Genomic DNA, 24825 nt, shown 5'->3' with positions numbered 1-24825 from the left:
GTGTTCAGTGCGCAACGATGTAAAGGTCGCGCGTGAGGATGCGGCCTTCGGGGTTGTGGCCGTAGCCCTTGACCCAGGGCTTGATCAGGTGGCGGTTGCTGTAGTGGTAGACGTTGGCGGTCGGGAAGTCCTGCGCAAGGATGCGCTCCGCGTCCTGATACAGCCGGGTGCGCTCGGCGGCGTCCAGCGCACTCTTGGCGCGGTCCATGATCGCGTCGTACTGCGGGTTGTTGTACTTGCCGTCGTTGTTGCCGTGCTGTGAGTGGAACAGGTCGAGCATGGTCGAGGGCTCGTTGTAGTCGGCGATCCAGGCATAGCGCGAGACTTCGAACTGCCCGCGGTTGCGCGAGTCAAGGAAGGTCTTCCATTCCTGGTTCACCAGCACCACTTCCACCGGCCCGATGCGACGCCACATCCAGGCCGCGGCCAGCGCGATCTTCTTGTGGCCTTCGTTGGTGTTGTAGAGCAGTTCGAAACGCAGCGGGCGCGCCTTGGTGTAGCCCGCCTCGGCGAGCAGGCGGCGGGCTTCTTCTTCGCGCTGGGCCTGGGTCCAGCGTTGCCAGTCGTGCTCGATCGGCGTGTAGCCTTCCGCAGTTTCCGGCGTGAAGCTGTAGGCGGGCGTCTCGCCGGTGCCGACCAGTTTCTGCGCGATGACTTCGCGCTGCAGCGCCAGTGACAGCGCCTTGCGCACCCGCACATCGTCGAAAGGTTTCTTGCGGAAGTTGAAGACGTAGCAATAGGTGCCCAGCTGCGGCCAGGTCACCAGTTCATTCGGAATGTCGCGACGGATCTGCTTGAGCTGCTCGGGCGGCACGCCGCCGTCGGCGGTCATGTCGATGCCGTTGGCGCGGTAGCGCTGGTATTCGGCAGACTGGTTGTTGATCGGCAGGAAGGTGACCTTGTCGATCACCGTCTTCGCGTTGTTCCAGTAGTGCGGGTTACGCAACATCACGATGCGCTCGTTGACGACCCGCTCGGCCAGCTTGTAGGCCCCGTTGGAGATCATGTTGCCCGGCTCGGTCCACTTGTCGCCGTACTTCTCGATGGCCTTGCGCGGCACCGGCATCAGGCTGCCGTGCGCGAGCGTGGCAATCAGGTAGGACACCGGCTTTTCCAGCGTGATCTGCAGCGTGTGCTCGCCCAGCGCTTTTACGCCCAGTTCGGAGGGCGGCACCTTGCCTTCGACGATCGCCCGCCCGTTCTTCACATTGCTCGCCTTGCCGAGGTACCAGGCGTATTGCGACGCGGTTTTCGGATCGACCATGCGCTTGAACGAGTACTCGAAGTCGTGTGCGGTCACTGGGCTGCCGTCTGACCACTTCGCGGCTTTGCGCAGGGTGAACAGCCAGACCTTGCCGCCTTCGCGGCTCTCCCACTTTTCGGCGACCCCCGGAATCACCTTGCCGTCTGGTGACAGGCTGACCAAGCCTTCGAACAGCTCGACCGCCATGTTCGATTCCGGGCGGCCTTCCGATTTGTTGGGGTCCAGCGTGGCCGGCTCGGTGCCGTTGCCGCGCACGATCTCCTGAACCGGATGCAGTGGGGTGCCGGCGGGCACCTCGGCGGCGAACGCTTTGGCTGATCCCGCAACAAGGCAGGCAGCCAGGGCAAGCCGTTGGGTCATGCGCATCGTTTTCGGGGCTCCTGAGTCGGCGCGATCGGGTATTGCGCTGCCGGGTCGGGCGGCGCTGCGGCAATGGGCTCCGGCGGGTGTGCGGGATTGCCGTACCAGACAAAGCGGGCAAGGTTAGGCGTTCGAGGGGCTTGCTGCAAGCCGGATGCCTGCCTTGGCGGTGATCGGCGCGCTTTGATCCGCCTCAAGCCTTGTCGCAGATCTTTGCCGTTAAATGCGAATCTGCCGTTTTCCCGTCCCCTGGGACGCGTTTTCAATTCCGCCTGGCCCGAATCGCACATGACACGTAGCCCACGCTTGATCCATCTTTCCCACGAACACGCTTCGGCGCTGAAGCTTGCGTTGGCGGTGCGGGCGCTCACGCCGGACGACCCGAGTGCACTGCCGGCGGTGGCAAAACGGATCCGCGACACCTTCGAGCGTGAGCTGATGGCGCATTTCGACGAGGAAGAGCGCCATGTCCTGCCGCGCCTCGAAACCATCGGTCGCGCCGACCTCGCAGAGCGCACGCGCAAGGATCACGACCGTCTGCGTGAGCTGGCCGCTGCGCTCGAAACGCCGTCTGTCGATGGCGTTCGCGCGTTCGCGGCTGCTCTCAGCGCGCATGTGGCCTTCGAGGAAAACATCGTGTGGGAAGTGCTGGAACCCGGCGCCGGCATGTCTTTCGACCCGGACGCAATCTGAATAGCGCCCGCGCTGCGGGTCAGCTCAAATCGAAGTCGATGCGCAATTGCAGCGACATGTCGCTGCGCACCGCGTATTCGTCCATGACTTCGTGACGCTCGCAGCGCTGCTCGAACGGCGCCTCGATTCCCTTGCCGTGAAGGCGGCAGTGCGAGCTCTCCGGCGCGAAATGCCGGCATTGCGCAGCACAGGGAAGGGGCGTCATGCGAGCCATCGAAACCTCAAGAAGGGGTGATGTGGGGCCAGGCGGCGATTATCGAGGGCTTGCTGTCCTGGACGCTTGTCTCAGATTGCGAATTTGTCAAAGTCGCGAATTTTATCGTCCGCGTGGCCGGCGGCCCTGCTTGCCACACCCGATGTCTCTTCCTCGAACGATCCGGAGCGCTGCTCGCTCGCAGCGAGGGTCCGCCTCCCGTTAGACTCGGGCAAAGCGCGGCACATGCGAAGCCGCCGATGCAGCCTGACGGAGAGTCCGATGTACGCGCACTGCCTGCGCGCCGCCCTGTGCGGCGCAGCCCTCGCCTTGCTCGCGAGCCCATCTCTGGCATTCAAGCTGGAGCAGACGCCGGGCGCGCTGTCGCGCTCGGTCGTGCCGCAGAGCTACCGTGTCGAGATCGATGCCGATCCCTACGCCGAGCGCTTCAGCGGCCGTGAAACGATCCAGTTCGACGTCCGCAAGCCGGTCCGTGACATCACGCTTCATGCAAACCGACTCGATGTCCAGGTCTCCGACGTCGACGGCCAGGCCGGCCGCTATCCGCTTACCGCCGATCCCGATGCCCAGACGGTGACGATCCAGTTGCCGCGCGCACTGGTGCCGGGGCGCCATAGCCTGAGCCTGCAGTGGCGTGGCGAACTGGATGAGAACGGGGAAGGGCTCTACGTCTCGCGCTACCGCACGCCCGACGGCACCGCGAAGCGCATGCTGGTGACGCAGATGGAGCCGATCGGCGCACGCCGCATGTTGCCGCTGTTCGATGAGCCGGCCTTCCGCGCGAAGTTCGATGTCACGGTGAACACCCCGGCGCGCTTCACCGTACTCGGCAACATGCCGGTCGCGGCCGAAAAAACGCTCGCCGACGGACGCAAGCAAGTCCGCTTCGCAGCGACGCCGCGGATGGCGTCCTACCTGCTCGCGATCGCGGTGGGCGAGTTCGAGGCGCTGCGCGATCGCCACGAAGGCGTGGACATTGCGATCTGGACCACCGAAGGCCGCACGCGCGATGCCGGCTTTGCGCTCGCGGCGACGCACCAGATCCTCGACTACTACTACGCCTACTTCGGCACCCGCTACCCCTTGCCCAAGCTCGACCAGATCGCCGTGCCCGGCATGCGTGGCGCGATGGAAAACTGGGGCCTGATCACCTACGGCGAGGAACTGCTGGTCGTCGACGCCCTCAAGGCTGGCGTCCGCCAGAAGCAGAACGCCACCACCACGATCGCGCACGAGATTGCGCACCAGTGGTTCGGCAATCTGGTCACGATGGCCTGGTGGGACGACCTCTGGCTCAACGAAGCGTTTGCCGAATGGATGGGCGTCAAGGCGGCGCTGCAACTGAACCCCGACTGGCGCGCCCGCGCCACGCTGATCCATGAACGCGAAGAAGCGATGGACGAGGACGCGCTCATCACCGCCAAACCGATCGCCCGCCCGGTGACCAGCGATCGGGCGGCATTCGATTCCTTCGACGCGACCACCTACAACAAGGGCCACATGGTGATCGGGCTGATCGAGCAATACCTGGGCGAAGACATGCTGCGCGACGGCCTGCGCGACTACCTCGCCCAGCATGCCTATAGCAACGCGACCGGCGCCGAGCTTTGGGACGCGCTCGCGCGGCGCTCCGGCAAGCCGGTCAAGGCCTTCGCCGAGGCGTGGACGCGCACCCCCGGCCACCCGGTGGTCTTTGCCGAGCGCAGCTGCGAGGCGGGCAAGGAACGCATCACCTTGCGTCAGGCGCGCTACGGTTTCGGTGCCGCGGCGGGGCAGGCCGCGCGCTGGCCGGTGCCGCTGCAACTGGTGGGGCGCGAGCACAGCGCGCGGCAACGTGTCGATCTGCTGGATGCGCCGGTCACGGTCGAGGCGGATTCCTGCCGCAGCCTGCGCAGCATCGAGCCCTCGCCCTTCGACCTGTGGCGGCTGGTGTGGGACGACGCCACCCAGCAGCGCCTGCTGGCGCAGTTTCCGCAGCTCGAATCGGAGCAGCGTGGGCGCCTGCTGGGCGATGCCTGGGCACTGGCGCAGACCGGGCAGACGCCGCTCGCGCAGGTCAGCGCGATGATCGATGCCCTGCCGGTGACTGACACGCCGCAAGCCTGGGGCGTTGCGACAAGCGTCATGCGCGAACTGCGCGACCTGACGCTGGGCAGTGCGCTGACGCCGCAATGGGACGCGCGCATCCTCGCCTGGCTCGCGCCGGTGGCCGAGCGCCTTGCGGCGATGTCGCCGGCCGAACGTGCGGCGCCGGCCTTCGCGACGCTCGAAAGCGATGTCGAATCCCTGCGCGGGCTCGCCGGTGATGCTTCGGTTCTGGCGCTCGCGCGCAAGCAGTTCGCGATGCCCGAGCCAAGCGTTTCGCCGGATCGCTATGCCGGCCTGCTTGCCGTGCTCGGGCCGCGCGGCAACGACGAGGAATTCGCCGCGTTGCTGGCGCGCTTCCGCGCCAATCAGGATGGCAGCCTCGCCTGGCCTTATCTGCGCGCAGTCGCGCTGGCCGCTTCGCCGGTGCGGGTGCGCCAGGTGCTTGCGCTGAGTCTTTCCGACGACGCGCCGCGCCACCTGCAGGGCGATATACCGGGCATGGTGGCCGCAAGTGGCCATCCGCGCGAGGCGTGGGCGTTCACACGCGACAATCTCGATGCGCTGTTCGCGCGCAGTTCGGACTGGGGCCGCCGCGGCATCTTCACCAGCCCGCTGCGCGGCGCACGTGACACCGCGCTGGCCGAGGAAATCTCGCTCGCCGCGCGTGCGCGCCTGCAGCCGGACGAACTGCCCTCGCTGGAACAGGCGATCGCCGCCACCGCTCGCAACGCCGAAGCGTGGTCGCACCTTGCCGGCGCCCTCGCGGATCACCTCCTGCCCGCCACCGATCCGGCGCAACACGACATGGCCGCCGCGCCGGAGACGCATTGATGTCCGCACCCCACCCGCTCAAGCGCCTGTTCGGCCACGCCCGTCGCTATCGCCGCGACGTCTGGCTCGCCTCGCTCTACTCGGTGCTCAACAAGTTCTTCGATGTGCTGCCGGAAGTGCTGATCGGTGTCGCGGTCGATGTAGTCGTCAATCGCAAGGACTCTTTCCTCGCCCGCGTCGGCGTGCATGAGCCGAAGGACCAGCTCGTGCTGCTGGCTGCGGTCACCGCGCTGATCTGGGTCGGCGAATCGCTGTTCCAGTACCTCTACGACGTGAAGTGGCGCACCCTCGCGCAGAACCTGCAGCACGACCTGCGGCAACAGGCCTACCAGCATGTGCAGCGCCTGGAGATGGGCTTCTTCGAGCGCCAGCGCACCGGCAACCTGATGTCCATCCTCGGCGACGACATCAACCAGATGGAGCGCTTCCTCAACGGCGGCGCGAACGACCTGATCCAGGTGTTCTGCTCGTCGCTGATGGTGGGCGCGGTGTTCTTCGCGCTCACCGCCAAGCTCGCCTTCCTGTCGCTGATTCCGGTGCCGGTCATCCTTTATGGCGCCTTCTGGTTCCAGGGCCGGCTTGCGCCGCGCTATGCCGGTGTGCGCGAGGCGGCCGGCACGCTCGCGTCACGACTGTCGAACAACCTGCTCGGCATCGCCACGATCAAGGCCTACACGGCGGAAGCCTACGAGGCCGAGCATGTGCGCCAAGGCTCCGACGCCTACCGGGTGCGCAATGCCGAGGCAATCCGCCTCTCCGCCGCAATTACGCCGGTGATCCGCATGGCGATCCTCGCCGGCTTCACGGTCACGCTGCTCTACGGTGGCTTCCTGACGCTGAACGGCGAGCTGGGTGTCGGCAGCTACTCGGTGCTGGTGTACCTGACGCAGCGCCTGCTGTGGCCGCTGACCCGGCTGGCGGACATGACCGATCTGTACCAGCGCTCGATGGCCTCGATCGAACGGGTCATGAACCTGATCGACACGCCGCTTGCGATTCCCTACGAGGGCCGTCACCTGCCGGCCGGTTCGGTGAAGGGCGCGCTGACCTTCGACGCGGTGCACTTCGCCTACGGCGAACAGCCGACCCTGCAGGGCATCTCGCTCACGGTGCCGGCCGGCCACACCGTCGCCTTTGTCGGCACCACCGGCAGCGGCAAGAGCACGCTGGTCAAGCTGCTGCTGCGCTTCATCGAACCGCAGCGTGGCCGCATCCTGCTCGACGACACCGCCATCGGCGAGGCAAACCTGCAAGACCTGCGCCGCGCGATCGGCTATGTCGCGCAAGACAGCTTCCTCGCCGATGCGACCGTCGCCGACAACATCGCCTACGGCCTGCCAACGGCCGGGCGGGATGACATTGTCGCCGCTGCGGTGGCGGCCGAAGCGCACGAGTTCATCGCCCAGATGCCGCAGGGCTACGACACGCAGGTCGGCGAGCGCGGGCAGAAGCTCTCCGGCGGCCAGCGGCAGCGCATCGCGCTGGCCCGCGCGATTCTGAAGAACCCGCCGATCCTGGTGCTGGACGAAGCCACCAGCGCGGTCGACAACGAAACCGAGGCCGCGATCCAGCGCTCGCTCGAACGCGTCACCCGCAACCGCACCAGCCTGATCATTGCGCACCGGCTCTCCACCGTGCGGCACGCCGACACCATCTACGTGATGGAGCAGGGCCGCATCGTCGAGCAGGGCACGCACGACGCGCTGCTCGCGCTCGGCGGCCAGTACGCCGCGCTGTGGCGCCTGCAGACGGGTGAGCGTGCTGGGGGCAACCCCATCGCCGATTCGGTGTAGGCTCGCGAACTTGTCACGCGAAACGCGTACAAACAGAGACCCGGAGGCGCCCGACAGATGGCGCCCGCAACACCACCCTCAACCCTGACAGGAGCAATTCCATGAGCACAGTCACCCTGGGCGGAAATCCGATCGATGTCGCCGGCACCTTCCCGGCCCCCGGCAGCACCGCCGCCGAGTTCGCGCTGGTCGGCGCCGACCTCGCCAACCATGGCCTCGCCGAGTTCGCCGGCAAGCGCAAGGTGCTGAACATCGTGCCCTCGCTCGACACGCCGACCTGCGCCGTGTCGACCCGCAAGTTCAACGAGAGCGCGTCGTCGCTCGACAACACCGTCGTGCTGGTCATCTCCGCCGACCTGCCCTTCGCCGCCAAGCGCTTCTGCGAAGTCGAAGGCCTGAAGAACGTGATGACGCTGTCGACGATGCGCGGTGGCGAGGCCTTCAAGCAGGCCTACGGTGTGGACATCGCCAGCGGCCCGCTCGCCGGCGTCACCGCCCGTGCCGTGGTCGTGCTCGATGCCGACAACAAGGTGCTGCACAGCGAGCTTGTCAGCGAGATCAAGAACGAGCCGAACTATGAGGCGGCGCTGGCGGCCTTGAAGTAAGGCTTTGGTTGCGGCCGTTGCGACGGCCGTGTGCGTTGTGGAAGGAGCCCGCTGAGTGCGGGCTCTTTTGTTTTGTGGTGTCGTGGATTTGTAGGTTGGCGCTGGGCTTTGCGAAGCCCGACGGGTTTGGCTTGCGATTTGAGCTGCCGGTGTGCGCCGGCCTTCCCGCTGAAGCCGGGTCCCGCCCCGGCGGGCGGGTTCCTTTCTTGTGCCGACAAGAAAGGAACCAAAGAAACGGCCCCCGCTTCAACGCCGCGCGCTAGGCGCGCGGTGCCCTGCGCTGCTCGCGTCGCCGGGGGCCTGCGGAACTCGCCCTCGCTGCGCTCGGTGCTCGGACAGTCCTCGGCCCCGCCGTGCTGCGCACGTCGGAACCCGGCAACGCTGCGCTGCTCGGCGTTTCAGAGGGGGATTGAAAAGCGTCGACGATTAACCGGGGGAGCTTTCTCGGCGCCGGGAGCGTAGTTGATCGTCTGGCGATGGCCTTGGATTCAGCTTCGCGGCATCCAGGCCACGAATGACTTGCAGGCGTCCCGCAACGGCGGGTTTTGATTTCGGGTCCCGTCGAGAGCGCCGAGTGGCGCAGCGGGGTCGGGGGATCGGCGAGCAGCGCCGACGGCGAGGACTGTCTGAGGCCCGCAGGGCCGAGTTCCGCAGCCGCCCGACTTCGCGAGCACGCGAGGGAAGTCAGGTGCTCCGCACCTGACCGCGAACGCCGGGTCGTCTTTTCTTGGTTACTTCTTTTGACGAAGCAAAAGAAGTAACACGCCCGCCGGGGGCGGGACCCCGGCCAACGAACGCCTGCAAAGCGACAAAGCGAATCGCCAGCCGCCGAAACGTGCGCGCAAGCCAAACCTTGGACTTCGCTACGCTCAACCCAACCTACGTCACCGCCGGTTCTCGTGCCGAGGCGGAGGAAACGGTGGCGCAGTCGCACCTGGCGGGACGAGGACCCGGTCGACAAACTGACGCGTCGCTGCACTCGCGCCATGCCCAACGCCTGGACATTTGTAGGCAGTGAGCCAAGGATACGGGTTCGCGGAGGACGCTTGCCGCGCGCCCCAGGCGTAGCGAAGCATCTCGGCCATCACTTCGTTGGTCTGTGTATCGATCACTTTGACGGTGCTGCTGGCCAAGCCGCGTGCCCGTTCCTCCGGGATGACATGGTCTTCGAAGGTCACTGCATAGCGGGGGGGCGGGTCCGGGGCGATGACGGAATCCAGCGTCCACTGATAAACATTCAGGTCGTAGTTCGGGTCTTCTGCGAGCCGGCGCTTGACCTCATGCGCCGAGGTATCCTTCTTGCCCACAGCCTTTTCTGATCCGGTGCGGCGATAGCGCTTGCCAGTCTTCTCATCGATGACGTCGACATAGCTGAATCCGGGGATTGCGCCTTCCTTCCGTTTAGTGCTCGAAAAGTAGCTTTCGTCGTTGACTCCGGAGGAGGGATAGCGGTATTCCAAAAATGATGTGATGTACTCCTCATCAGTACCCTCCAGCGCAAAGGCCGCGCCCGGCGCCATAAGATCCTGCCAGTCGCCCGTGTGGCGAACCTTGAGGAGCAAAACCCCCTCAACGTTCTCGGCCTTGCGATAGAACTTGTAGCCAGCGACATCCCGGCACAAACGCTGAAACTCCGCCTTGTCCGCGGCATACCGTGCCTGCGCCGCAGCCCGTGCCTGGCGGGCGAGGTGGTAGTCGTAGGCGGGTTTGGCGAGCAGCGCCGTCACGGCCAGCAGGCCCAGCACCCAGCGGGTTTTCACATTCAGCGCAGGCATTGCGCGATTCTCCAAAAAGCATGCAGCCCGGATCAGGCCGGTCGCCGATCGCACCACAACCTGCATGGCGATCGGCGCGGGCGCAGAACGGTGTCGGCCCCCGCAAGCGCACATTGTCCCCGCATCGCCGATGCGCCGCGCGAGGCTACTTCACGCTGGCGTGTCGGCGCAGCGCTAGTCCCTGAAGCGTGCGAGGGTGGCTTGGGTGCGGCCGATGTAGCGCGCAAGCAGGCGCTCTTCGGTGCCATCGTCGCGCATCGCCCGCAGGGCGCTGGTAATGCGCTGCTGGTCGGCGTCGGTCAGCGGAGGGCGCCACAGCGTCCATCCGCCTGGGATGCGGCCGGCCGATGCGATCGGGACCGCCACGGTCGCGTCTGCCAGACCTTCGCGGTCGAGCCATCGGCGATAGACGAGCGCGAATCCGGGTGTGGCGTTGATCCGCCCAGCGACGAACTTGCGCGCCAGCGCGGATTCGTCGTCCGAGACGTCGCGCCGCGAGGCGGGCAACTGATCGAGCATGGCCTGCACCGCCGGGCCATAGTTGAGCCCGCGCACGGTGCCAACCACGAGCCCTGGATCGTTCAGGATCTTCTGGAGGTCCGCTTCGCTCGGGGCGAGATCGGCGCGCACAACGAGATCCATGCTGTTGGTGCTGAGCCCGATCCACGTTCGGCCGGCATCGTCGTTTGGCGGTTTGCCGGTAAACGGCGTGGCAGCCAATTGATGGAGTTGGCCCAGCCTGCGCAAGCGCTCGCCAGGCAGGATCTCGACCTCGAACGTGCAGCCGGTTCGGCGTTCGAGTTCGCGGATCTGATCGACCGCGTAGCCGGCGGGCTCGCCCCGCTCGTTGAGAAACGCGACGTAGCCCAGCGCCGCGATCCCGATCGGATACGTTTGCCCGCAGGCGGCGGCAACGAGCGAGGGGGTGAGCCCCAAGAGCAGCGCTCCGATCAGTGCAATCCGGCGTCGGACAGGCGAAGTCACAAAAGGCGTTCGGGCAGACGGCAAGCGGGTGGGGAGGTTGAGTAGGAAGTCTGGACGCTTCGCGCGGTGGGTTCAAGGGGGCGTGCGCCGGTGGCTTGCATCCCCACGTAGAATCCTGCCTTTGCCCATTTCGGAGTTCCCATGTCCGTCCTCATCTGCGGGTCGATCGCCTACGACACGATCATGGTTTTCCAGGATCACTTCAAGAAGCACATCCTGCCGGACCAGATCCACATCCTGAACGTGTCCTTCCTGGTGCCGGACATGCGGCGCGAGTTCGGCGGCTGTGCCGGCAACATCGGCTATGCACTGAAGTTGCTCGGCGGTTCGCCGCTGATCATGGCGACCGCCGGTGAGGATGCGGCGCCCTACCGCAAGCGCCTTGCCGATCTGGGGATTCCGGATACGCACATCCGCGAAATCCCCGGCAGTTATACCGCGCAGGCCTTCATCACCACCGACCTGGACGATAACCAGATCACTGCCTTCCACCCCGGCGCGATGAGTTTCTCGCACCAGAACCATGTGGCGGATGCAGCGGGTGTGAAGCTGGGCATCGTCGGGCCGGACGGGCGCGACGGCATGCTGCAGCATGCGCGCGACTTCGACACCGCGGGCATCCCCTTCGTGTTCGATCCGGGCCAGGCGATGCCGCTGTTCTCGGGCGAGGACTTCCTGCAGTTCCTCGACTGGGCGACCTGGTGCACGGTGAATGACTACGAAGCCCACCTGCTGTGCGAGCGCACCGGGCTGACGCTGCCGCAGATCGCGGCCAAGGTGCAGGGCCTGGTCGTCACGCGCGGCGCCGAAGGGTCGGTGATCTACGCCGAGGGCCGCGAGACGCAGGTGCCGGTGGTGCCGATTTCGGCGATCGCAGACCCGACCGGTTGCGGTGACGCTTACCGTGGCGGCCTGCTGTACGGGCTGGTCAATGGCTGGTCGCTGGAAAAGGCGTGCCAGCTCGCCAGCGTGATGGGGGCCTTCAAGATCGAGGCGCGCGGGCCGCAGAACTATGCGCCGTCGCGCGAGGAAATCGCGGCGCGTTTCGAGAAGGCCTACGGCGCAAAGCCCTTCTGAGGCCGCTGCGCGCGCACTCAGGCTCGCAGAAAAGCGAAGGCCGGATCTCCCGATCCGGCCTTTGTCGTTTCGGGCGGTATCGCAGCGCCGGCGGCGCGTCTCGCGTGGTGTATCGGGTTCAGCCGTCGCCGCGTTCGCCCGCGGCATGCAGGTGCCGACGCACCGACAGCGCCGCGCCGAGCCAGCCCAGCAGCGCCGCGAAACCCACCAGCGCGGCCACGCCGAGCGCGTCCGGGCCACCGAGTTCGAGCGGGATGCCGTAGGAATCGGCCAGTTGCGTGGCCGGCCCGCGCATCAGTGCGAGGATGCCGAGCAGCAGGCCCCAGGCGGCAAGCCCGCCGAGCGCGCCCTGCAAGATGCCGAACCACAGGAAGGGCCGGCGCACCCACTGCGTGGTGGCGCCGAGCAGCAGGCTGACGCCGATCTCGTGCCGCTGCGTGAGGATCTGCAGGCGGATGGTGTTGAAGGTGACGATCACCAGCGCCGCACCGAGCAGGCCGGCGAGCGCGCCGACCGCGGTACGGGCGAGGCTGACGAGCGCGGCCAGGCGCTGCACCCACTCGGTGTCGAGCTGCACATGGGCCACGCCCGGCAGCTTGCGGAAATCGTCCGCCAGCCGCTTGAACTCGGCGGGTGAGTCGCTGTGTGGCGTGACGACGAAGGCATCGGGCAACGGGTTGTCGCCGAGCGCCTGTGTCACGTCGCCCAGGCCGCTGCCGTTGGCGAGTTGTTTGAGCGCTTCGTCGCGCGACACGAAGCGAAGCCCGGTTACACCCTTGTTCGTGCGCAAGGCCTGCTCGACTGCGGTGACCCTGGCTTTGTCGGCGCCGACTTCCATGAACAGGCTGATCTCGGGCTGGCCGGAAAGGCCTTGCGCCAGTCGTGCGACGCTGTCGGCCAGTACATAGCCGAGCGCCGGCAGCACCAGCGCGATCGCGACGACGAGTATCGACAGCAGCGTGCCGAGCGGGGTGTGGGCCAGCCGCTTGGCGGCGCGGGTAAAGGCGATGCCGTGGAGGGCGATCCAGCGTGTCATGCGCTCACCAGCCTTCCCTTGGAAAGTTCGATGCGGCGCGGCGCGCGGTCGGCGAACAGGCGCTCATCGTGGGTGGCGATGATCATCGTCACGCCGGCTTCGTTGTAGTCGCGGAACAGCGATGCGATATCCAGCGCATACGCGGCGTCGAGGTTGGCGGTCGGCTCGTCGGCGATCAGCATGGTCGGGCGATTGACGATGGCGCGGGCGATCGCCACGCGCTGCTGTTCGCCGCCCGACAGCGAGATCGGCATCGAGCGTTCGTGCTGGGCGAGGCCGACACGGTCGAGCGCCGCACGCACCCGCGCCTTGGCGTCGCGTTCGGGCATGTCGGCCAGAATGAGCGGCAGCATCACGTTGTCGAGCACGTTGCGGTCGTAGAGCAGACGGCTGTCTTGCGTGACCAGCCCGAGGCTGCGCCGCAGGTAGGGGATCGCGCCCTGCGGCAGGCGGCTGACGTCCTGCCCGTTCACCAGCACGCGCCCGCTGGTCGGGCGTTCGAGCACCGGCAGCAGCTTCAGCAGAGTGCTCTTGCCGGCGCCGGAGTGGCCGCGCAGCACGACCAGCTCGCCGCGCTCGATCTGCAGGCTCACGCCGATCAGCGCTTCGTAGCCGCCGGGGTAGCGTTTCGAAACGTTGTCGAACTGGATCACGCGGCGCTCTCCTGGTGCGGCTTAGCGGGTGGGTGCGACGTCGAACAGCGCTTCGACGAATTCGCGTGCCACGAAGGGTTGCAGGTCGTCGATGCGTTCGCCCACGCCGATGTAGCGGATCGGCTTCGGGTTGGTGCGCGCAATCGCGGCCAGCACGCCGCCCTTGGCGGTACCGTCGAGTTTGGTGACGACCAGGCCGGTGACGCCGACCGCCTTGTCAAAGGCGGCGAGTTGCGCCAGCGCGTTCTGCCCGATGTTCGAATCGAGCACCAGCAGCACTTCGTGCGGGCCGGTGGGGTCGGCCTTCTGGATCACGCGGCGCACCTTGGCGATTTCTTCCATCAGGTGCAGCTGGGTCGGCAGGCGGCCGGCGGTGTCGGCGAGCACGATGTCGATGCCGCGGGCGCGCGCCGCGCTGATCGCGTCGAACACCACCGCGGCCGGGTCGCCGCCGTCCTGCGAAATCACCGTCACATCGTTGCGCCGGCCCCATTCCTGCAACTGCTCGCGCGCCGCCGCGCGGAAGGTGTCGCCGGCGGCAAGCAGCACGCTCTTGCCCTGGGCCTGGAAGTGTTTGGCGAGCTTGCCGATCGAGGTGGTCTTGCCGGAGCCATTGACGCCGGCGAGCATGATGATGGTCGGCTTGTGCGCGTTGATGTCGAGCGTCTGCTGCAGTGGCGTGAGCAGGCCTTCGAGCAGTTCCATCAGCACGCCCTTGAGCTGGTCGCCGGTTTCCAGCTTGTCGCGCTTCCAGCGCTTGCGCATTTCGTCGATCAGATACTGCGTCGCGTCGACGCCGCAATCGGCGGTGAGCAGCGTGGTCTCGATCTCGTCGAGCAGCTCGTCGTCGATCTTGCGGCGCGAGAAGAGGTCGGACATCACGTCGCCGACATCGGCGCCGAGCGTCGGACCGACGGCGGCGTTGAGCTTCGCGCGGGTCTTCGAGAGGCCGTCACGCAGGCGCACCGCCCACGAGCGTTGATCGACCGGCGCGTCGGGCGCGGGCGCGGCAGCGGCGCTAGGTGGTTGATCTGGAACCGGCGCGGGAGGGGCGACCGGCACCTCCGCCGCGGCCGGGACTGGCTGCGGCGTGGCGCTGTCGGCGGGTTTCTTCTTGAAGAAATCGAACATGGGAGCTTCCGTGGAGGCCGGGTGCGCGAGTGGCGCGCGCGCCCGTGTGCCGCTAATATGCTGCGCCCGCTGTAGCCTGCAGAGGCTGCGCCGGCAGGAAAATTCGACCCAGAAGTCTAGCAGATGCCCCCTTTCCATCCTGATGTCGCGGTGCCCGGAGTTGCCCGATGAGCCAGTTGCGCATCGTGGGTGGTCAATGGCGCTCGCGCCGGCTGCAAGTCGCGGACGTGCCCGGCCTGCGGCCCACGCCCGACCGCGTGCGCGAAACCCTGTTCAACTGGTTGGGGCAGGATCTGGATGGCTGGAAGTGTCTGGACCTCTTCGCCGGCAGTGGCGCGTTGGGCTTCGAGGCCGCCTCGCGCGGCGCGGCCGAGGTGCTGCTTGTTGAGCGTGATGCGGCTGCGTATGCTGTGTTGCAGCAGAATGCGCGGCTGCTCGGTGGCGACGCCCTGGTATGTCAGCGTGGCGATGCCTTGCGGCTGGTCGAGACGACACCGCGCCGCTTTGACCTGATCTTCCTGGACCCGCCTTTCCGCCAGCAGTGGCTGGAGCGCCTGGCACCGTCGCTGGAGCGGATTCTGGCCGACGACGGGTTTGTGTACGTCGAGGCAGAACACCCGGTCGAAACGCTGGGGGGCTTGCGTGCCGTCAAGGCCCGCAAGGCCGGACAGGTTCACTATCAACTACTTCAACGAGGCGACGCATGAGAGAACGCGTAGCGGTCTATCCGGGAACGTTCGATCCGCTCACGCGCGGCCATGAAGACTTGGTGCGTCGCGCTTCGCGCATGTTCGAACGCGTGATCGTCGCGGTGGCCGATAGCCGCGGCAAGCGTCCGATCTTCGAACTGGACGAACGTGTGGCGCTTGCGCGTGAAGTGCTGGCGGGCTATTCCAACGTCGAGGTGGACGGCTTCTCTGGCCTGCTGCTGGATTTCCTGAAGAAGCAGGATGCGCGCATCGTGCTGCGCGGCCTGCGGGCGGTGTCGGACTTCGAATACGAGTTCCAGATGGCGGGCATGAACCGCCGGCTGTATCCGGATGTCGAATACGTGTTCCTGACGCCGGCTGATGAATTCATGTTCCTGTCGGCGACGATGGTGCGCGAGATCGCGCTGCTCGGCGGCGATGTGAGCCAGTTCGTGCAACCGGCCGTGCAGGCGCGGTTGCGAGACAAGATTAGTGCCCTGAGAGGGTGAGGAAGAGGTAAAGATCCATGGCTTTGATGATTACTGACGAATGCATCAACTGCGACGTGTGCGAGCCCGAGTGCCCGAACAACGCGATTTCGCAAGGTGCCGAGATTTACGAGATCGATCCGAACAAGTGCACCGAGTGCGTCGGCCATTACGACGAGCCGCAGTGCCAGCAGGTGTGCCCGGTCGATTGCATTCCGCTCAACCCGGACCGCGTTGAGTCGAAGGATCAGTTGATGGACAAGTTCCTCAAGCTGACCGCTCAGAAATCCTGAGTCTCGCGGGGTTCGAAAGCAAAAAGGGCGACCTGATGGTCGCCCTTTCCATTGCTGGCAGCGGTTTTGCCGGAATCAGGCTGCGCGGGCAGGTGCCTCGGATTCGCTCAGTGCGCCGGTGATGCCGATCGCACCGGCGATGCCCTGTTCCAGGCGCGACAGATCAGAAAGCTGATGCAGCACAACGCGTTCGGCCTGGTCGAGTTCGGCGATCCGCTCTTCCAGCGTGCCGGTCGCCTCGTGGATGCGCTTGACGCTTTCGAGGCGACGCTTGAGCTGGATCTGGTATTCGCGCACCTGCGTTTCCAGCGGGCTCATCACCGCGCGCAACCACTGGTCGACGTCGCGGTTGGCCAGTTCGAAGGTACGCCGGGCTTCGAGCGCGATCGTGTCGAAGAAGCGTTGGGTAACCGTGCCCTTGCGATGCAGCACCATCGCGCCGACGTTGTTGAGCTGCTGGTTGAAGGCGGCGCGCAGGCGCTCGATTTCCTTCTCATAGCGCAGGGTCGAGAAGCTGGTCGGAGCGGCGAGCTTGAGCCCGTGCTCGATCGCGAACTTCTTGTACATCGTGTCGAGCATGCGCTGGATTTCGGTGACCTCGTCCGATGACTTGCGCAGGTTGCTGCGCAACTGGTCGAAGAAACTTTCCATCGCCTCGCGCAGACCGCGCGAGAAACTCGCATCCAGCATCGCTTCGCGGGTGCGGCGGGTTTCGTGACGCAGGGCATCCAGGCCCAGGTGCGCGTACAGGTTGTTCGACAGGCTGGTGAACACGCTGCGTGTGGCGTGATACTTCTGCAGCCCCTGTTCGAACTCCGACTTCTCGGCGCGCACCTTGCGCATCATGTATTCGATGACGCTGCGGTTCTTGCCGCGCAGTTCCGACAGCTCGCGCACCTGTTCCTGCACGCCGCGCAGGCGGGCGTTCAGCAGCTCGCGGGTGCGGCGGATGATCTCGCCTGTCTCGCCGCGTGCGTTGTCGCGCACGATTTCCTGCCGGGTCGGCAGCAGTTCGCTGGTGAGCGCGCTTTCCAGGGCTTCGATGCGGCTGCGATCGAGCAGATCCGGGTCGCGGGTGACCTTGGCCAGCAGCGCCTTCTGCGCCGACACCGGGAAGACCTGGTTTTCCGGCACCGATAGCGTATGCGCGACGCTGCTCACCTGGCCGCGGATCTCGTTGTTGATCTGCTGTTCCGAACGCAGGCCGTCCCACAGGCTGTCGATCTTGTTCAGCACCACCACGCGACCGCGCTGCTGGGCCTTGCCGGCGACGATGTGTTCCTGCCACACGGTCAGGTCGCTCTGCGTGACGCCGGTATCCACCGCAAGAATGAACAGCACGGCATGCGCATTGGGCAGCAGTGACAGCGTCAGCTCGGGTTCCGAGCCGATCGCGTTGAGGCCCGGGGTGTCGACGACGACCAGGCCTTGTTTGAGCAGCGGATGCGGGAACTGGATCAGCGCATGGCGCCATGCCGCGATTTCGACCTTGCCGTCGTCCTCGATCCGGGCGCCTTTCTTGCCGCTGGGGTCGACCGCGAAGCCGAGACGCTCGGCCTCGTCCGGCGGCACGCGTTTGGTTTCACCGACGCGCGACATCGCGCGCTGCATGCTTTCGGTCGACGAGACGTCGATCGGCACGGTGATCCATTCCTCGGCGTGGCGCTTGAATTCCTGCACGCTCGCACCGCGGCCGCGGGTTTCGATCGGCAGCAACCGGATCGACGGCGTCTGTCCGTTCTCCCACTGCAATTCGGTCGGGCACATTGTGGTGCGGCCGGCCGAAGAGGGCAGGATACGGTCGCCATAGTCGGCGAAGAACACGGCATTGATCAGTTCTGACTTACCGCGCGAAAATTCGGCGACGAAGGCGACGGTGAGCTTCTCGTCGCGCAGCCGTTCGAGCAGGTAGTTCAGACGCAGATCGGTCTGTGCATCGCCGACTTCGTTGCGCACGAGCCAGGTCTTGAGCTGCGCAATCGACTGGCCGACGCTGTCGCGCCACTCGGAGAACTCGGAAAAGCTGTCAGTCAGGTTCATGCCCGCTCCCGGGGGTGGAGATCCGTGGCGTCGGCCCCGGATGCGGTCCAGTTTGGATTTTGGCGAATTCCTTAAGCATAGCGAAATTCCCGTTCGCGCGGCGCGGCATCTCCGACGAACGGCAGGGTCGGCTGGGGGCGCGGTCTCAGGTCTGGCAGGCCGGGCACCAGAAGGTGCTGCGCTGACCCTGCGTGCGCTGGCGGATGGGTGTGCCGCAATGGCGGCAGGGCGATCCGGCGCGGCCGTACACGAAGGCTTCATGCTGGAAATAGCCCGGCGCGCCATCGCTGCCGACGAAGTCTCGCAGCGTGCTGCCGCCCGCCGCGATGGCGTCGAGCAGGGTGGCCTTGACGGCCTGTGCGAGGGAATCGCAGCGCGCGAGCGCAAGGCGCCCGGCGGGCGTCGTCGGCCGGATGCCGGCGCGGAAAAGGCTCTCGGAGGCGTAGATGTTGCCGACGCCGACCAGCGTGTGGGCGTCCATCAGGAACAGCTTGATCGGCGTCCGCCTTCCGCGACTGGCGCGGTGCAGCCACGTACCCGAGAAGTCGGCCGAGAGCGGCTCGATGCCCAGCGGCGCGATCAGCGAATGTTCTTCCGCCGGGCCGACGAACCAGTCGACGACGCCGAAGCGCCGCGGGTCGTGGTAGCGCAGCGCGGAATCGCCAAAGACGATGTCCACATGATCGTGCTTGCGCGGCGGAAGATCGCGCGGTACCACCCGCAGGCTGCCCGACATGCCCAGATGGATCAGCAGCACGCCGGTCTGCGCCTGCAATAACAAATACTTGCCGCGTCGCTGTACCTGATCGATGCGCTGTGAAGGCAGTTCCTCAGCAAGACTGTCGGGCACCGGACGCCGCATGCGCGCATCGCGGACGATCACCGCGGTGACGGTGCGGCCTTCCACCAGCGGCGCGATGCCGCGGCAGGTGGTTTCGACTTCGGGCAGTTCTGGCATCGTGGTGGGAAACTTGCCGGTGCAGGCAAGCTGATAACATCGGACGAACGCATGTTAATGCGCCTTGTCAGAATCGTATTTCCTGGACCGGAGTTTTCACCATGTCGTCGCGCCCGTTGTTGGTCTCCATTTCGCGCCTTGCGCTCGGCCTGTGCCTGGCGACCAGCGTGTCGGCCGCGCGCGCCGATGAAATGCAAGCGGACAGCGCGGCGCCGGAGGCCAAGGCGGCGGATCTGCCCAGTGCGCTGACGCCGCAGATCCTCTACCAGTTCCTGTTGTCGGAGATCGCCGGTGCGCGCGGCAATCTTGAACTGGCTTCGCAAGGCTACCTCGACCTGGCTCGCAAGACGCGCGACCCGCGTATCGCCCGTCGCGCCGCTGAAGTGGCGCTGTACGCCCGTCGGGTGCCCGACGCGCTGGAGGCCGCGCGGCTGTGGAGCGCGCTGGAGCCGGAAAACATGCAGGCGGTGCAGATGCTGGCAGGCCTGCTGGCGGGTGGCATGGGCCGGCTCGACGAACTGGAGCCGCAACTCGCACGCATCCTGTCGCGCAGCCCGGAGGGGCCGGCGAATCTGCTGATGGCCTTGAACGCCACGCTACAGCGCTACCCGGACAAGGTCGAAGTGCAGCGCAGCATCGATCGGCTGTCCGAGCCCTATCTCAAATTGCCTGAGGCGTATTTCGCCCGTGCGCATGCCGCCTTCAACGCAGGGGACAGCGAAACCGCCTTGCGCTTGCTGGAGCAGGCGCTCGAACGCAAGGCGGACTGGGAGCCCGCCGCCCTGCTCAAGGCGCAACTGCAGCAGCAGCAGGGGCGGGTCAAGGACGCCCTGGCGTTCCTCGATGCTTACCGGGCAAAGAATCCCAAGTCCTTCGATGCGCACCTGGCCTATGCCAGGCTGCTGGCGTCGGACCGGCAATACGCAGCATCCCGCAGCGAGTTCGAGAAACTTGTGAAGCTCGCACCGGATAACGGTGAGGTCGGCTACACCTACGCATTGCTGCTTTTGCAGGCGGGCGAACCGGCCGCGGCCGAAGCGGAATTCCAGCGCCTGCTCGTGCTGGGCAAGCCGGACCCCGATACGGTGCGGATGCAGATTGCGCAGTTGCAGGAGGAGCAGAAGCGGACGACCGAAGCGATCACTTCCTATCGTGCGATCACTGGCGGTGCGCAGCGCAATACCGCGTGGATTCGCGCGGCGCTTTTGCAGGCACGCGGCGGCGACGTCGCTGGCGCACGCGCGGAGCTGGCGCATCTGCGCCAGTCCTATCCGAAGGATGCAAATACCTTTTTGTTGGGCGAGGCGCAGATCCTGCGCGAAATCAACCGCCCTGCCGAGGCCTATGCGCTGCTGGATGCGGCCATCCGCAAGCAGCCGGACCAGACCGACCTGATCTACGACCGCGCACTGCTGGCCGAACGGCTGGGCAAGTTCGACGAGATGGAGCGCGACCTGCGCCGCCTGATCAAGCTCAAGCCCGACGAGGCGCAGTCCTACAACGCGCTGGGTTACTCGCTCGCCGACCGCAACATCCGTCTGGTCGAGGCGCAGGAACTGATCCGCAAGGCGCTCGACCTGGCGCCGGATGATGCCTTCATCCTCGATTCCATGGGCTGGGTGCTGTTCCGCAAGGGCGATCTCACCGCCGCCTACGAGAGCCTTAAGCGCGCGTTCGATTTGAGGCCCGATCCCGAGATCGCCGCGCACATCGGCGAAGTGCTGTGGCAGATGGGGCGCCGCGATGAAGCCCGCAAGACCTGGCAGGACTCACTGAACAGCCATCCGCAGAATGAGGAACTGGTCAAGGTCATCAAGCGTTTCTCTGAATGAGCCGTCTGTCACGTTTCTGCTGCGCGCTCTCTGCGCTGTTCCTGGCTGCTTGCGCTACAGCGCCTACCCAGGCGCCAACACTTCGTGCAGGCGACTTCGCGATGACCGGCCGGGTGCTGATCCGGCAGTCCGACCGTGCTGACGTGCTGCGGATCAACTGGGCGCATCTCGGCCCAGCCGACACGGTAAGACTCGAAACATCCCTTGGGCAGACTGTCGCGGAAATCTCGCTCACCCCGCAGCGTGCGCATGTGCGCCTGGGGGACGGCCGGGAATTCGAGGCGGCCGACGATGCTTCGCTGGCGCGCGAGGTCGTTGGCGTGCCGGTGCCCTTGCGGCGCTTCGCCGGATGGTTGCGTGCCGAACCGGGCGCAGGGGCGACCGGTGTGCTGTACGACGACGCCGGGCGTGTGAGCGCGATGGGCGAGGCGGGGTGGCAACTCAACTATTCGGGCTACGGCGCGCTGGAAGCGGTGCCGGGGCCGTCACTAATCGAAGCCAGAAAAGAGGACGTCGTGGTACGGGTGAAAATCGAAACCTGGTCGCGCGGGAGCGACGAATGAACGGGATTGCGGTAAAAGGGCGCGTCGCCCGCGTGCCGGCGCCGGGCAAGCTCAACCTGTTCCTGCACGTCGTGGGCCGTCGCCCGGATGGTTACCACTTGCTGCAAAGCGCCTTCCGACTGATCGACCGTTGCGACTGGATCACCTTGTCGCTGCGGGAAGACGGCGAGATCCGGCGCACCTCGACGCTGGAAGGCGTGCCGCCCGAGCAGGATCTCGTCGTGCGTGCCGCGCGCCTGCTGCAAAAGAAGGCCGGCGTGCGCGTCGGTGCCGACATTGACGTCGAGAAGGTGCTCCCGATGGGGGGCGGGCTGGGCGGCGGCAGTTCCGATGCGGCTGCGGTACTGCTCGCGCTCAACGTACTCTGGGGCGTCAATGCCGAGCGCGCGACACTGCAGGACTGGGCGCTTGAGCTAGGCGCAGACGTGCCGTTCTTCGTGTTCGGCCGCAGCGCCTTTGTCGAGGGCATCGGCGAACGGATCCAGCCGATGGAGCTCGAACCGGCGTGGTACGTGGTCGTCGAGCCCGGCGTCTCGGTGCCGACGGCAGAGATTTTTAGTGACGGGGATTTGACAAGAAATACCGAACCCATCATACTTGCGAGCTTTCCGGGATCGTCTACGCGGAACGATCTTCAGCCAGTTGTATGTCGTCGCTACCCTGCGGTAGCCGATGCGGTTGAAATGCTCGATGCGTTAGGTGAAGCTCGGATGAGTGGTTCTGGCGCCTGTGTTTTTCTGGCTTGTGAAAGCGAGTCCGAGGCTCAGGCGGTACTCGCAAAATTGCCCGAAGGCACGAAAGCCTGGGTGGCGCGAGGGTTGGACTGGCACCCGCTGCATGATTGGGCTGGGCCAGGGCGGTAAGTGAAGCGGTAAAGGTTTCTTGGGGAGTCGCCAAGTTGGTCAAGGCACCGGATTTTGATTCCGGCATTCGAAGGTTCGAATCCTTCTTCCCCAGCCAAACGCAGCGGGCAGGCCTAGGCCTGCCCGCTGTTTTTCTGTCGGTTTTCGTAACCGGCGGAGAGCGGTTGATACGCGGCGCATGGCGCGTCACGATTACTGAATTCTCCAACGCATAGGGGTCGATCATGGCTTTCGGCAGCCTGATGGTCTTTACGGGTAACGCCAATCCGAAGCTGGCGTCTGATGTGGTCAAGCGGCTTGGCATGTCGATCGGTGCGGCGACCGTGGGTCGTTTTTCCGATGGCGAGGTCAACGTCGAACTGCTGGAAAACGTCCGCGGCAAGGACGTCTTCATGCTGCAGTCGACCTGCTACCCGACCAACGACAACCTGATGGAGCTTCTGGTGATGACCGACGCGCTCAAGCGCGCATCGGCCGGTCGCATCACCGCCGCGATTCCTTACTTTGGCTATGCACGTCAGGATCGCCGCCCGCGCAGCGCGCGTGTGCCGATTACCGCCAAGGTGATCGCCAACATGCTGCAGGCTTCGGGTGTGCAGCGCGTGCTGACGGTCGATCTGCATGCCGACCAGATTCAGGGCTTCTTCGATATCCCGGTCGACAACATCTACTCGACCCCGGTGCTGCTCGACGACCTCGCGCGCCACCGTGGCGACGACCTGATGGTTGTGTCGCCGGACGTCGGCGGCGTGGTGCGCGCGCGCGCCTATGCGAAAAAGCTCGAATGCGATCTGGCGATCATCGACAAGCGTCGACCGAAGGCCAACGTGTCCGAAGTGATGAACATCATCGGCGACGTCAAGGGCCGTACCTGCGTGATCGTCGACGACATCGTCGATACCGCCGGCACGCTGTGCAAGGCGGCGCAGGCGCTCAAGGAAAACGGCGCGAACAAGGTGCTCGCCTACATCACGCACCCGGTGTTGTCGGGCGCTGCGGTGAGCCGGATTTCCGAGTCGGACCTCGACGAACTCGTCGTCACCGATACGATCCCGCTGCGTGAAGATGCGCGCGGCTGCAAGCGCATCCGCCAGATTTCGATCGGCGCCCTGCTTGCCGATACGATCATGCGGATCAACAACCAGCAGTCGGTCAGTTCGCTGTTTACCGACGAATAAGCAGTTTCTCTGGCAATGGCGCGGGTTACCGCGCCATTGCCTTTAACCAGCCACCCGTCTGGTCGCGGACGGGATCAGTGGAGTAACACCATGCAATTCATCATCAAAGCCGAGAAGCGCGTCGAACAAGGTACGGGTGCGAGCCGCCGCCTGCGTCGTGCTGGCAAGGCAGTCGGCATCATCTACGGTGGCGACAAGGCCCCGGTTCAAATCACCCTGGACCACAACGACCTGTTCCACGCGATGCGCAAGGAAGCCTTCCACGCTTCCGTGCTGACCATCGATGTCGATGGCACCAAGGAAACCGCGGTGCTGCGTGACACCCAGTGGCACGCCTACAAGCAGCAGATCCTGCACATCGATTTCCAGCGCGTCGACGCCACCCACAAGATGCACACCAAGGTGCCGCTGCACTTCGTGAATGCCGACATCGCCCCGGGCGTCAAGCTCGAAGGCGGCCTGGTGTCGCACGCGATCACCGAACTGGACGTCGAGTGCCTGCCGGGCGACCTGCCGGCCTTCATCGAAGTCGACCTGAAGGCACTGGTTGCTGGCGCGTCGATCCATGTTTCGGAACTCACCTACCCGGCTGGCGTGAAGCCGACCCTGGCTGGCGAGACCGTCGTGGCCTCGATCGTCAAGGGCAAGGGCGCCACCGAAGCCGCCGAAGGCGAAGCCCAGGCCTGAGCCTGAGCGACGCTGCCCCGGAGCACGCGGCCGGAGACCGGAGACGCATGACGCAAGTCGCGCCCAAACTGGTCGTCGGCCTCGGCAATCCGGGGCCGGAGTATGTCGAAACCCGGCACAACGCCGGGTTTTGGTTTTGTGAGCTGCTGGCGCGAGAGCTGGGTGTCACCCTGTCGCACGAGTCGCGCTTCCATGGTCTGGCCGGTAATGCGCGTTCCGCGGGCGTGTGGATTCTGCTGCCGCAGACCTTCATGAACCGCTCCGGCCAATCCGTAGGCGCCCTGGCGCGTTTTTACCGGATCCAGCCGAATGAAATCCTCGTCGTGCATGACGAGCTCGACATCCTTCCCGGACAGTTGAAGCTCAAATGCGGCGGCGGTAATGGCGGTCACAACGGCCTCAAGGACATTCAGGCGCATCTGGGCACGCCGGACTTCTGGCGCCTGCGCATCGGCATCGGCCACCCGGGAGATCGCAACCAGGTCGCGAACTTCGTGCTGCATCGCCCGCCGCGCGACGAGCAAACCCTGATCGACGAGTCGATCGGCCGCGCGCTTGATGCCTGGCCGAAGATGCTGGCCGGCGAGTGGGAGCGCGCAACCGCCGCAGTGAATACCAAACCGAAACCCAAAGCCTAGCCGCGCATTTCGCGGACGCACCCAGCCCGGTGCTTCCACGAAATTCGCGTTACGACCCGCAGGATTTGCGGGCCGCTTATGAAAGAGTCGAA

The 24825-nt window shown here is 65.7% G+C and carries 23 protein-coding genes and 1 tRNA gene; 15 read left to right on the top strand and 9 right to left on the bottom strand.

The window, feature by feature from the left end; translation table 11 throughout:
• Positions 1-4 precede the first annotated feature (4 nt).
• Positions 5-1630: a peptide ABC transporter substrate-binding protein gene (locus GGR36_RS11780; protein WP_183634777.1), complete on the bottom strand. Its 1626-nt coding sequence runs from the start codon at positions 1628-1630 to the stop codon at positions 5-7.
• A 282-nt stretch (positions 1631-1912) separates the two neighbouring features.
• Between GGR36_RS11780 and GGR36_RS11775 the strand changes: the two genes are divergently transcribed.
• Positions 1913-2317: a hemerythrin domain-containing protein gene (locus tag GGR36_RS11775; protein ID WP_183634776.1), complete on the top strand. Its 405-nt coding sequence runs from the start codon at positions 1913-1915 to the stop codon at positions 2315-2317.
• Between the two features lie 19 nt (positions 2318-2336).
• Here GGR36_RS11775 and GGR36_RS11770 read toward each other — a convergent pair whose 3' ends face one another.
• Positions 2337-2522, bottom strand: a complete 186-nt coding sequence (locus GGR36_RS11770) for a hypothetical protein (protein WP_183634775.1) — start codon at positions 2520-2522, stop codon at positions 2337-2339.
• A 270-nt stretch (positions 2523-2792) separates the two neighbouring features.
• On the opposite strand from GGR36_RS11770, the gene GGR36_RS11765 reads away from it, so the two are divergent.
• From GGR36_RS11765 to tpx, 3 genes are all read left to right on the top strand, one after another.
• Positions 2793-5450: a M1 family metallopeptidase gene (locus tag GGR36_RS11765; protein ID WP_183634774.1), complete on the top strand. Its 2658-nt coding sequence runs from the start codon at positions 2793-2795 to the stop codon at positions 5448-5450.
• Entirely contained in the window at positions 5450-7243 is a 1794-nt protein-coding gene (locus GGR36_RS11760) for an ABC transporter ATP-binding protein (protein WP_183634773.1), read from the top strand. The genes GGR36_RS11765 and GGR36_RS11760 overlap by 1 nt, the downstream gene beginning before the upstream one ends.
• Before the next feature lie 101 nt (positions 7244-7344).
• Positions 7345-7848, top strand: coding sequence for a thiol peroxidase (gene tpx / locus GGR36_RS11755; protein ID WP_183634772.1), 504 nt, complete (start codon positions 7345-7347; stop codon positions 7846-7848).
• An 884-nt stretch (positions 7849-8732) separates the two neighbouring features.
• Here the strand turns inward: tpx and GGR36_RS11750 are convergent.
• Entirely contained in the window at positions 8733-9623 is an 891-nt protein-coding gene (locus GGR36_RS11750; protein ID WP_207064233.1) for a hypothetical protein, read from the bottom strand.
• Positions 9624-9797: 174 nt separating this feature from the next.
• Complete coding sequence (locus GGR36_RS11745; protein WP_183634770.1) at positions 9798-10559, bottom strand: substrate-binding periplasmic protein; 762 nt, start codon at positions 10557-10559, stop codon at positions 9798-9800.
• A gap of 189 nt (positions 10560-10748) precedes the next feature.
• Between GGR36_RS11745 and GGR36_RS11740 the strand changes: the two genes are divergently transcribed.
• Complete coding sequence (locus GGR36_RS11740; protein WP_183634769.1) at positions 10749-11684, top strand: carbohydrate kinase family protein; 936 nt, start codon at positions 10749-10751, stop codon at positions 11682-11684.
• 118 nt (positions 11685-11802) lie between these two features.
• Here the strand turns inward: GGR36_RS11740 and ftsX are convergent, their stop codons facing one another.
• The 3 genes from ftsX to ftsY are packed head-to-tail and all read right to left on the bottom strand — an operon-like array spanning position 11803 to position 14504.
• Positions 11803-12720, bottom strand: coding sequence for a permease-like cell division protein FtsX (gene ftsX, locus GGR36_RS11735; RefSeq protein WP_183634768.1), 918 nt, complete (start codon positions 12718-12720; stop codon positions 11803-11805).
• Positions 12717-13373, bottom strand: coding sequence for an ATP-binding cassette domain-containing protein (locus GGR36_RS11730; RefSeq protein WP_183634767.1), 657 nt, complete (start codon positions 13371-13373; stop codon positions 12717-12719). The genes ftsX and GGR36_RS11730 overlap by 4 nt, the downstream gene beginning before the upstream one ends.
• Before the next feature lie 21 nt (positions 13374-13394).
• Positions 13395-14504: a signal recognition particle-docking protein FtsY gene (ftsY, locus tag GGR36_RS11725; protein WP_183634766.1), complete on the bottom strand. Its 1110-nt coding sequence runs from the start codon at positions 14502-14504 to the stop codon at positions 13395-13397.
• A 167-nt stretch (positions 14505-14671) separates the two neighbouring features.
• On the opposite strand from ftsY, the gene rsmD reads away from it, so the two are divergent.
• The 3 genes from rsmD to GGR36_RS11710 are packed head-to-tail and all read left to right on the top strand — an operon-like array spanning position 14672 to position 15974.
• Positions 14672-15211, top strand: a complete 540-nt coding sequence (gene rsmD, locus GGR36_RS11720; RefSeq protein ID WP_183634765.1) for a 16S rRNA (guanine(966)-N(2))-methyltransferase RsmD — start codon at positions 14672-14674, stop codon at positions 15209-15211.
• A complete protein-coding gene (coaD, locus tag GGR36_RS11715) occupies positions 15208-15702 on the top strand; it encodes a pantetheine-phosphate adenylyltransferase (protein WP_183634764.1) in 495 nt (164 codons plus the stop codon). The genes rsmD and coaD overlap by 4 nt, the downstream gene beginning before the upstream one ends.
• 17 nt (positions 15703-15719) lie before the next feature.
• Positions 15720-15974, top strand: coding sequence for a YfhL family 4Fe-4S dicluster ferredoxin (locus GGR36_RS11710; RefSeq protein ID WP_183634763.1), 255 nt, complete (start codon positions 15720-15722; stop codon positions 15972-15974).
• A 75-nt stretch (positions 15975-16049) separates the two neighbouring features.
• On the opposite strand, the gene GGR36_RS11705 is transcribed toward GGR36_RS11710, so the two are convergent.
• Both GGR36_RS11705 and mutM read right to left on the bottom strand, forming a co-directional pair.
• A complete protein-coding gene (locus GGR36_RS11705) occupies positions 16050-18014 on the bottom strand; it encodes a dynamin family protein (protein WP_183634762.1) in 1965 nt (654 codons plus the stop codon).
• A 145-nt stretch (positions 18015-18159) separates the two neighbouring features.
• Entirely contained in the window at positions 18160-18972 is an 813-nt protein-coding gene (gene mutM / locus GGR36_RS11700) for a bifunctional DNA-formamidopyrimidine glycosylase/DNA-(apurinic or apyrimidinic site) lyase (RefSeq protein ID WP_183634761.1), read from the bottom strand.
• A gap of 101 nt (positions 18973-19073) precedes the next feature.
• Here mutM and GGR36_RS11695 point away from each other — a divergent pair, with 101 nt between their 5' ends.
• From GGR36_RS11695 to pth, 7 genes are all read left to right on the top strand, one after another.
• On the top strand, positions 19074-20804 hold the full coding sequence (locus GGR36_RS11695) for a tetratricopeptide repeat protein (protein WP_183634760.1): 1731 nt from the start codon (positions 19074-19076) through the stop codon (positions 20802-20804).
• Positions 20801-21367: an outer membrane lipoprotein LolB gene (locus GGR36_RS11690; protein ID WP_183634759.1), complete on the top strand. Its 567-nt coding sequence runs from the start codon at positions 20801-20803 to the stop codon at positions 21365-21367. The genes GGR36_RS11695 and GGR36_RS11690 overlap by 4 nt, the downstream gene beginning before the upstream one ends.
• On the top strand, positions 21364-22230 hold the full coding sequence (gene ispE, locus GGR36_RS11685; protein WP_183634758.1) for a 4-(cytidine 5'-diphospho)-2-C-methyl-D-erythritol kinase: 867 nt from the start codon (positions 21364-21366) through the stop codon (positions 22228-22230). The genes GGR36_RS11690 and ispE overlap by 4 nt, the downstream gene beginning before the upstream one ends.
• 20 nt (positions 22231-22250) lie before the next feature.
• Positions 22251-22327: transfer RNA gene (locus GGR36_RS11680), tRNA-Gln, on the top strand.
• A gap of 127 nt (positions 22328-22454) precedes the next feature.
• Positions 22455-23408 carry a ribose-phosphate pyrophosphokinase gene (locus GGR36_RS11675; RefSeq protein WP_183634757.1) on the top strand — a complete coding sequence of 318 codons (954 nt, stop codon included), beginning with the start codon at positions 22455-22457 and terminating at the stop codon, positions 23406-23408.
• Between the two features lie 90 nt (positions 23409-23498).
• Positions 23499-24095, top strand: coding sequence for a 50S ribosomal protein L25/general stress protein Ctc (locus GGR36_RS11670; protein WP_183634756.1), 597 nt, complete (start codon positions 23499-23501; stop codon positions 24093-24095).
• Between the two features lie 47 nt (positions 24096-24142).
• A complete protein-coding gene (gene pth, locus GGR36_RS11665; protein ID WP_183634755.1) occupies positions 24143-24733 on the top strand; it encodes an aminoacyl-tRNA hydrolase in 591 nt (196 codons plus the stop codon).
• Positions 24734-24825: the final 92 nt, after the last annotated feature.

The sequence above is a fragment of the Niveibacterium umoris genome (genome assembly GCF_014197015.1).
Classification (GTDB): Bacteria; Pseudomonadota; Gammaproteobacteria; order Burkholderiales; family Rhodocyclaceae; genus Niveibacterium; species Niveibacterium umoris.
Note: the sequence above shows the minus strand (reverse complement) of the source record. Positions and strands in the feature narration are given on the sequence as shown.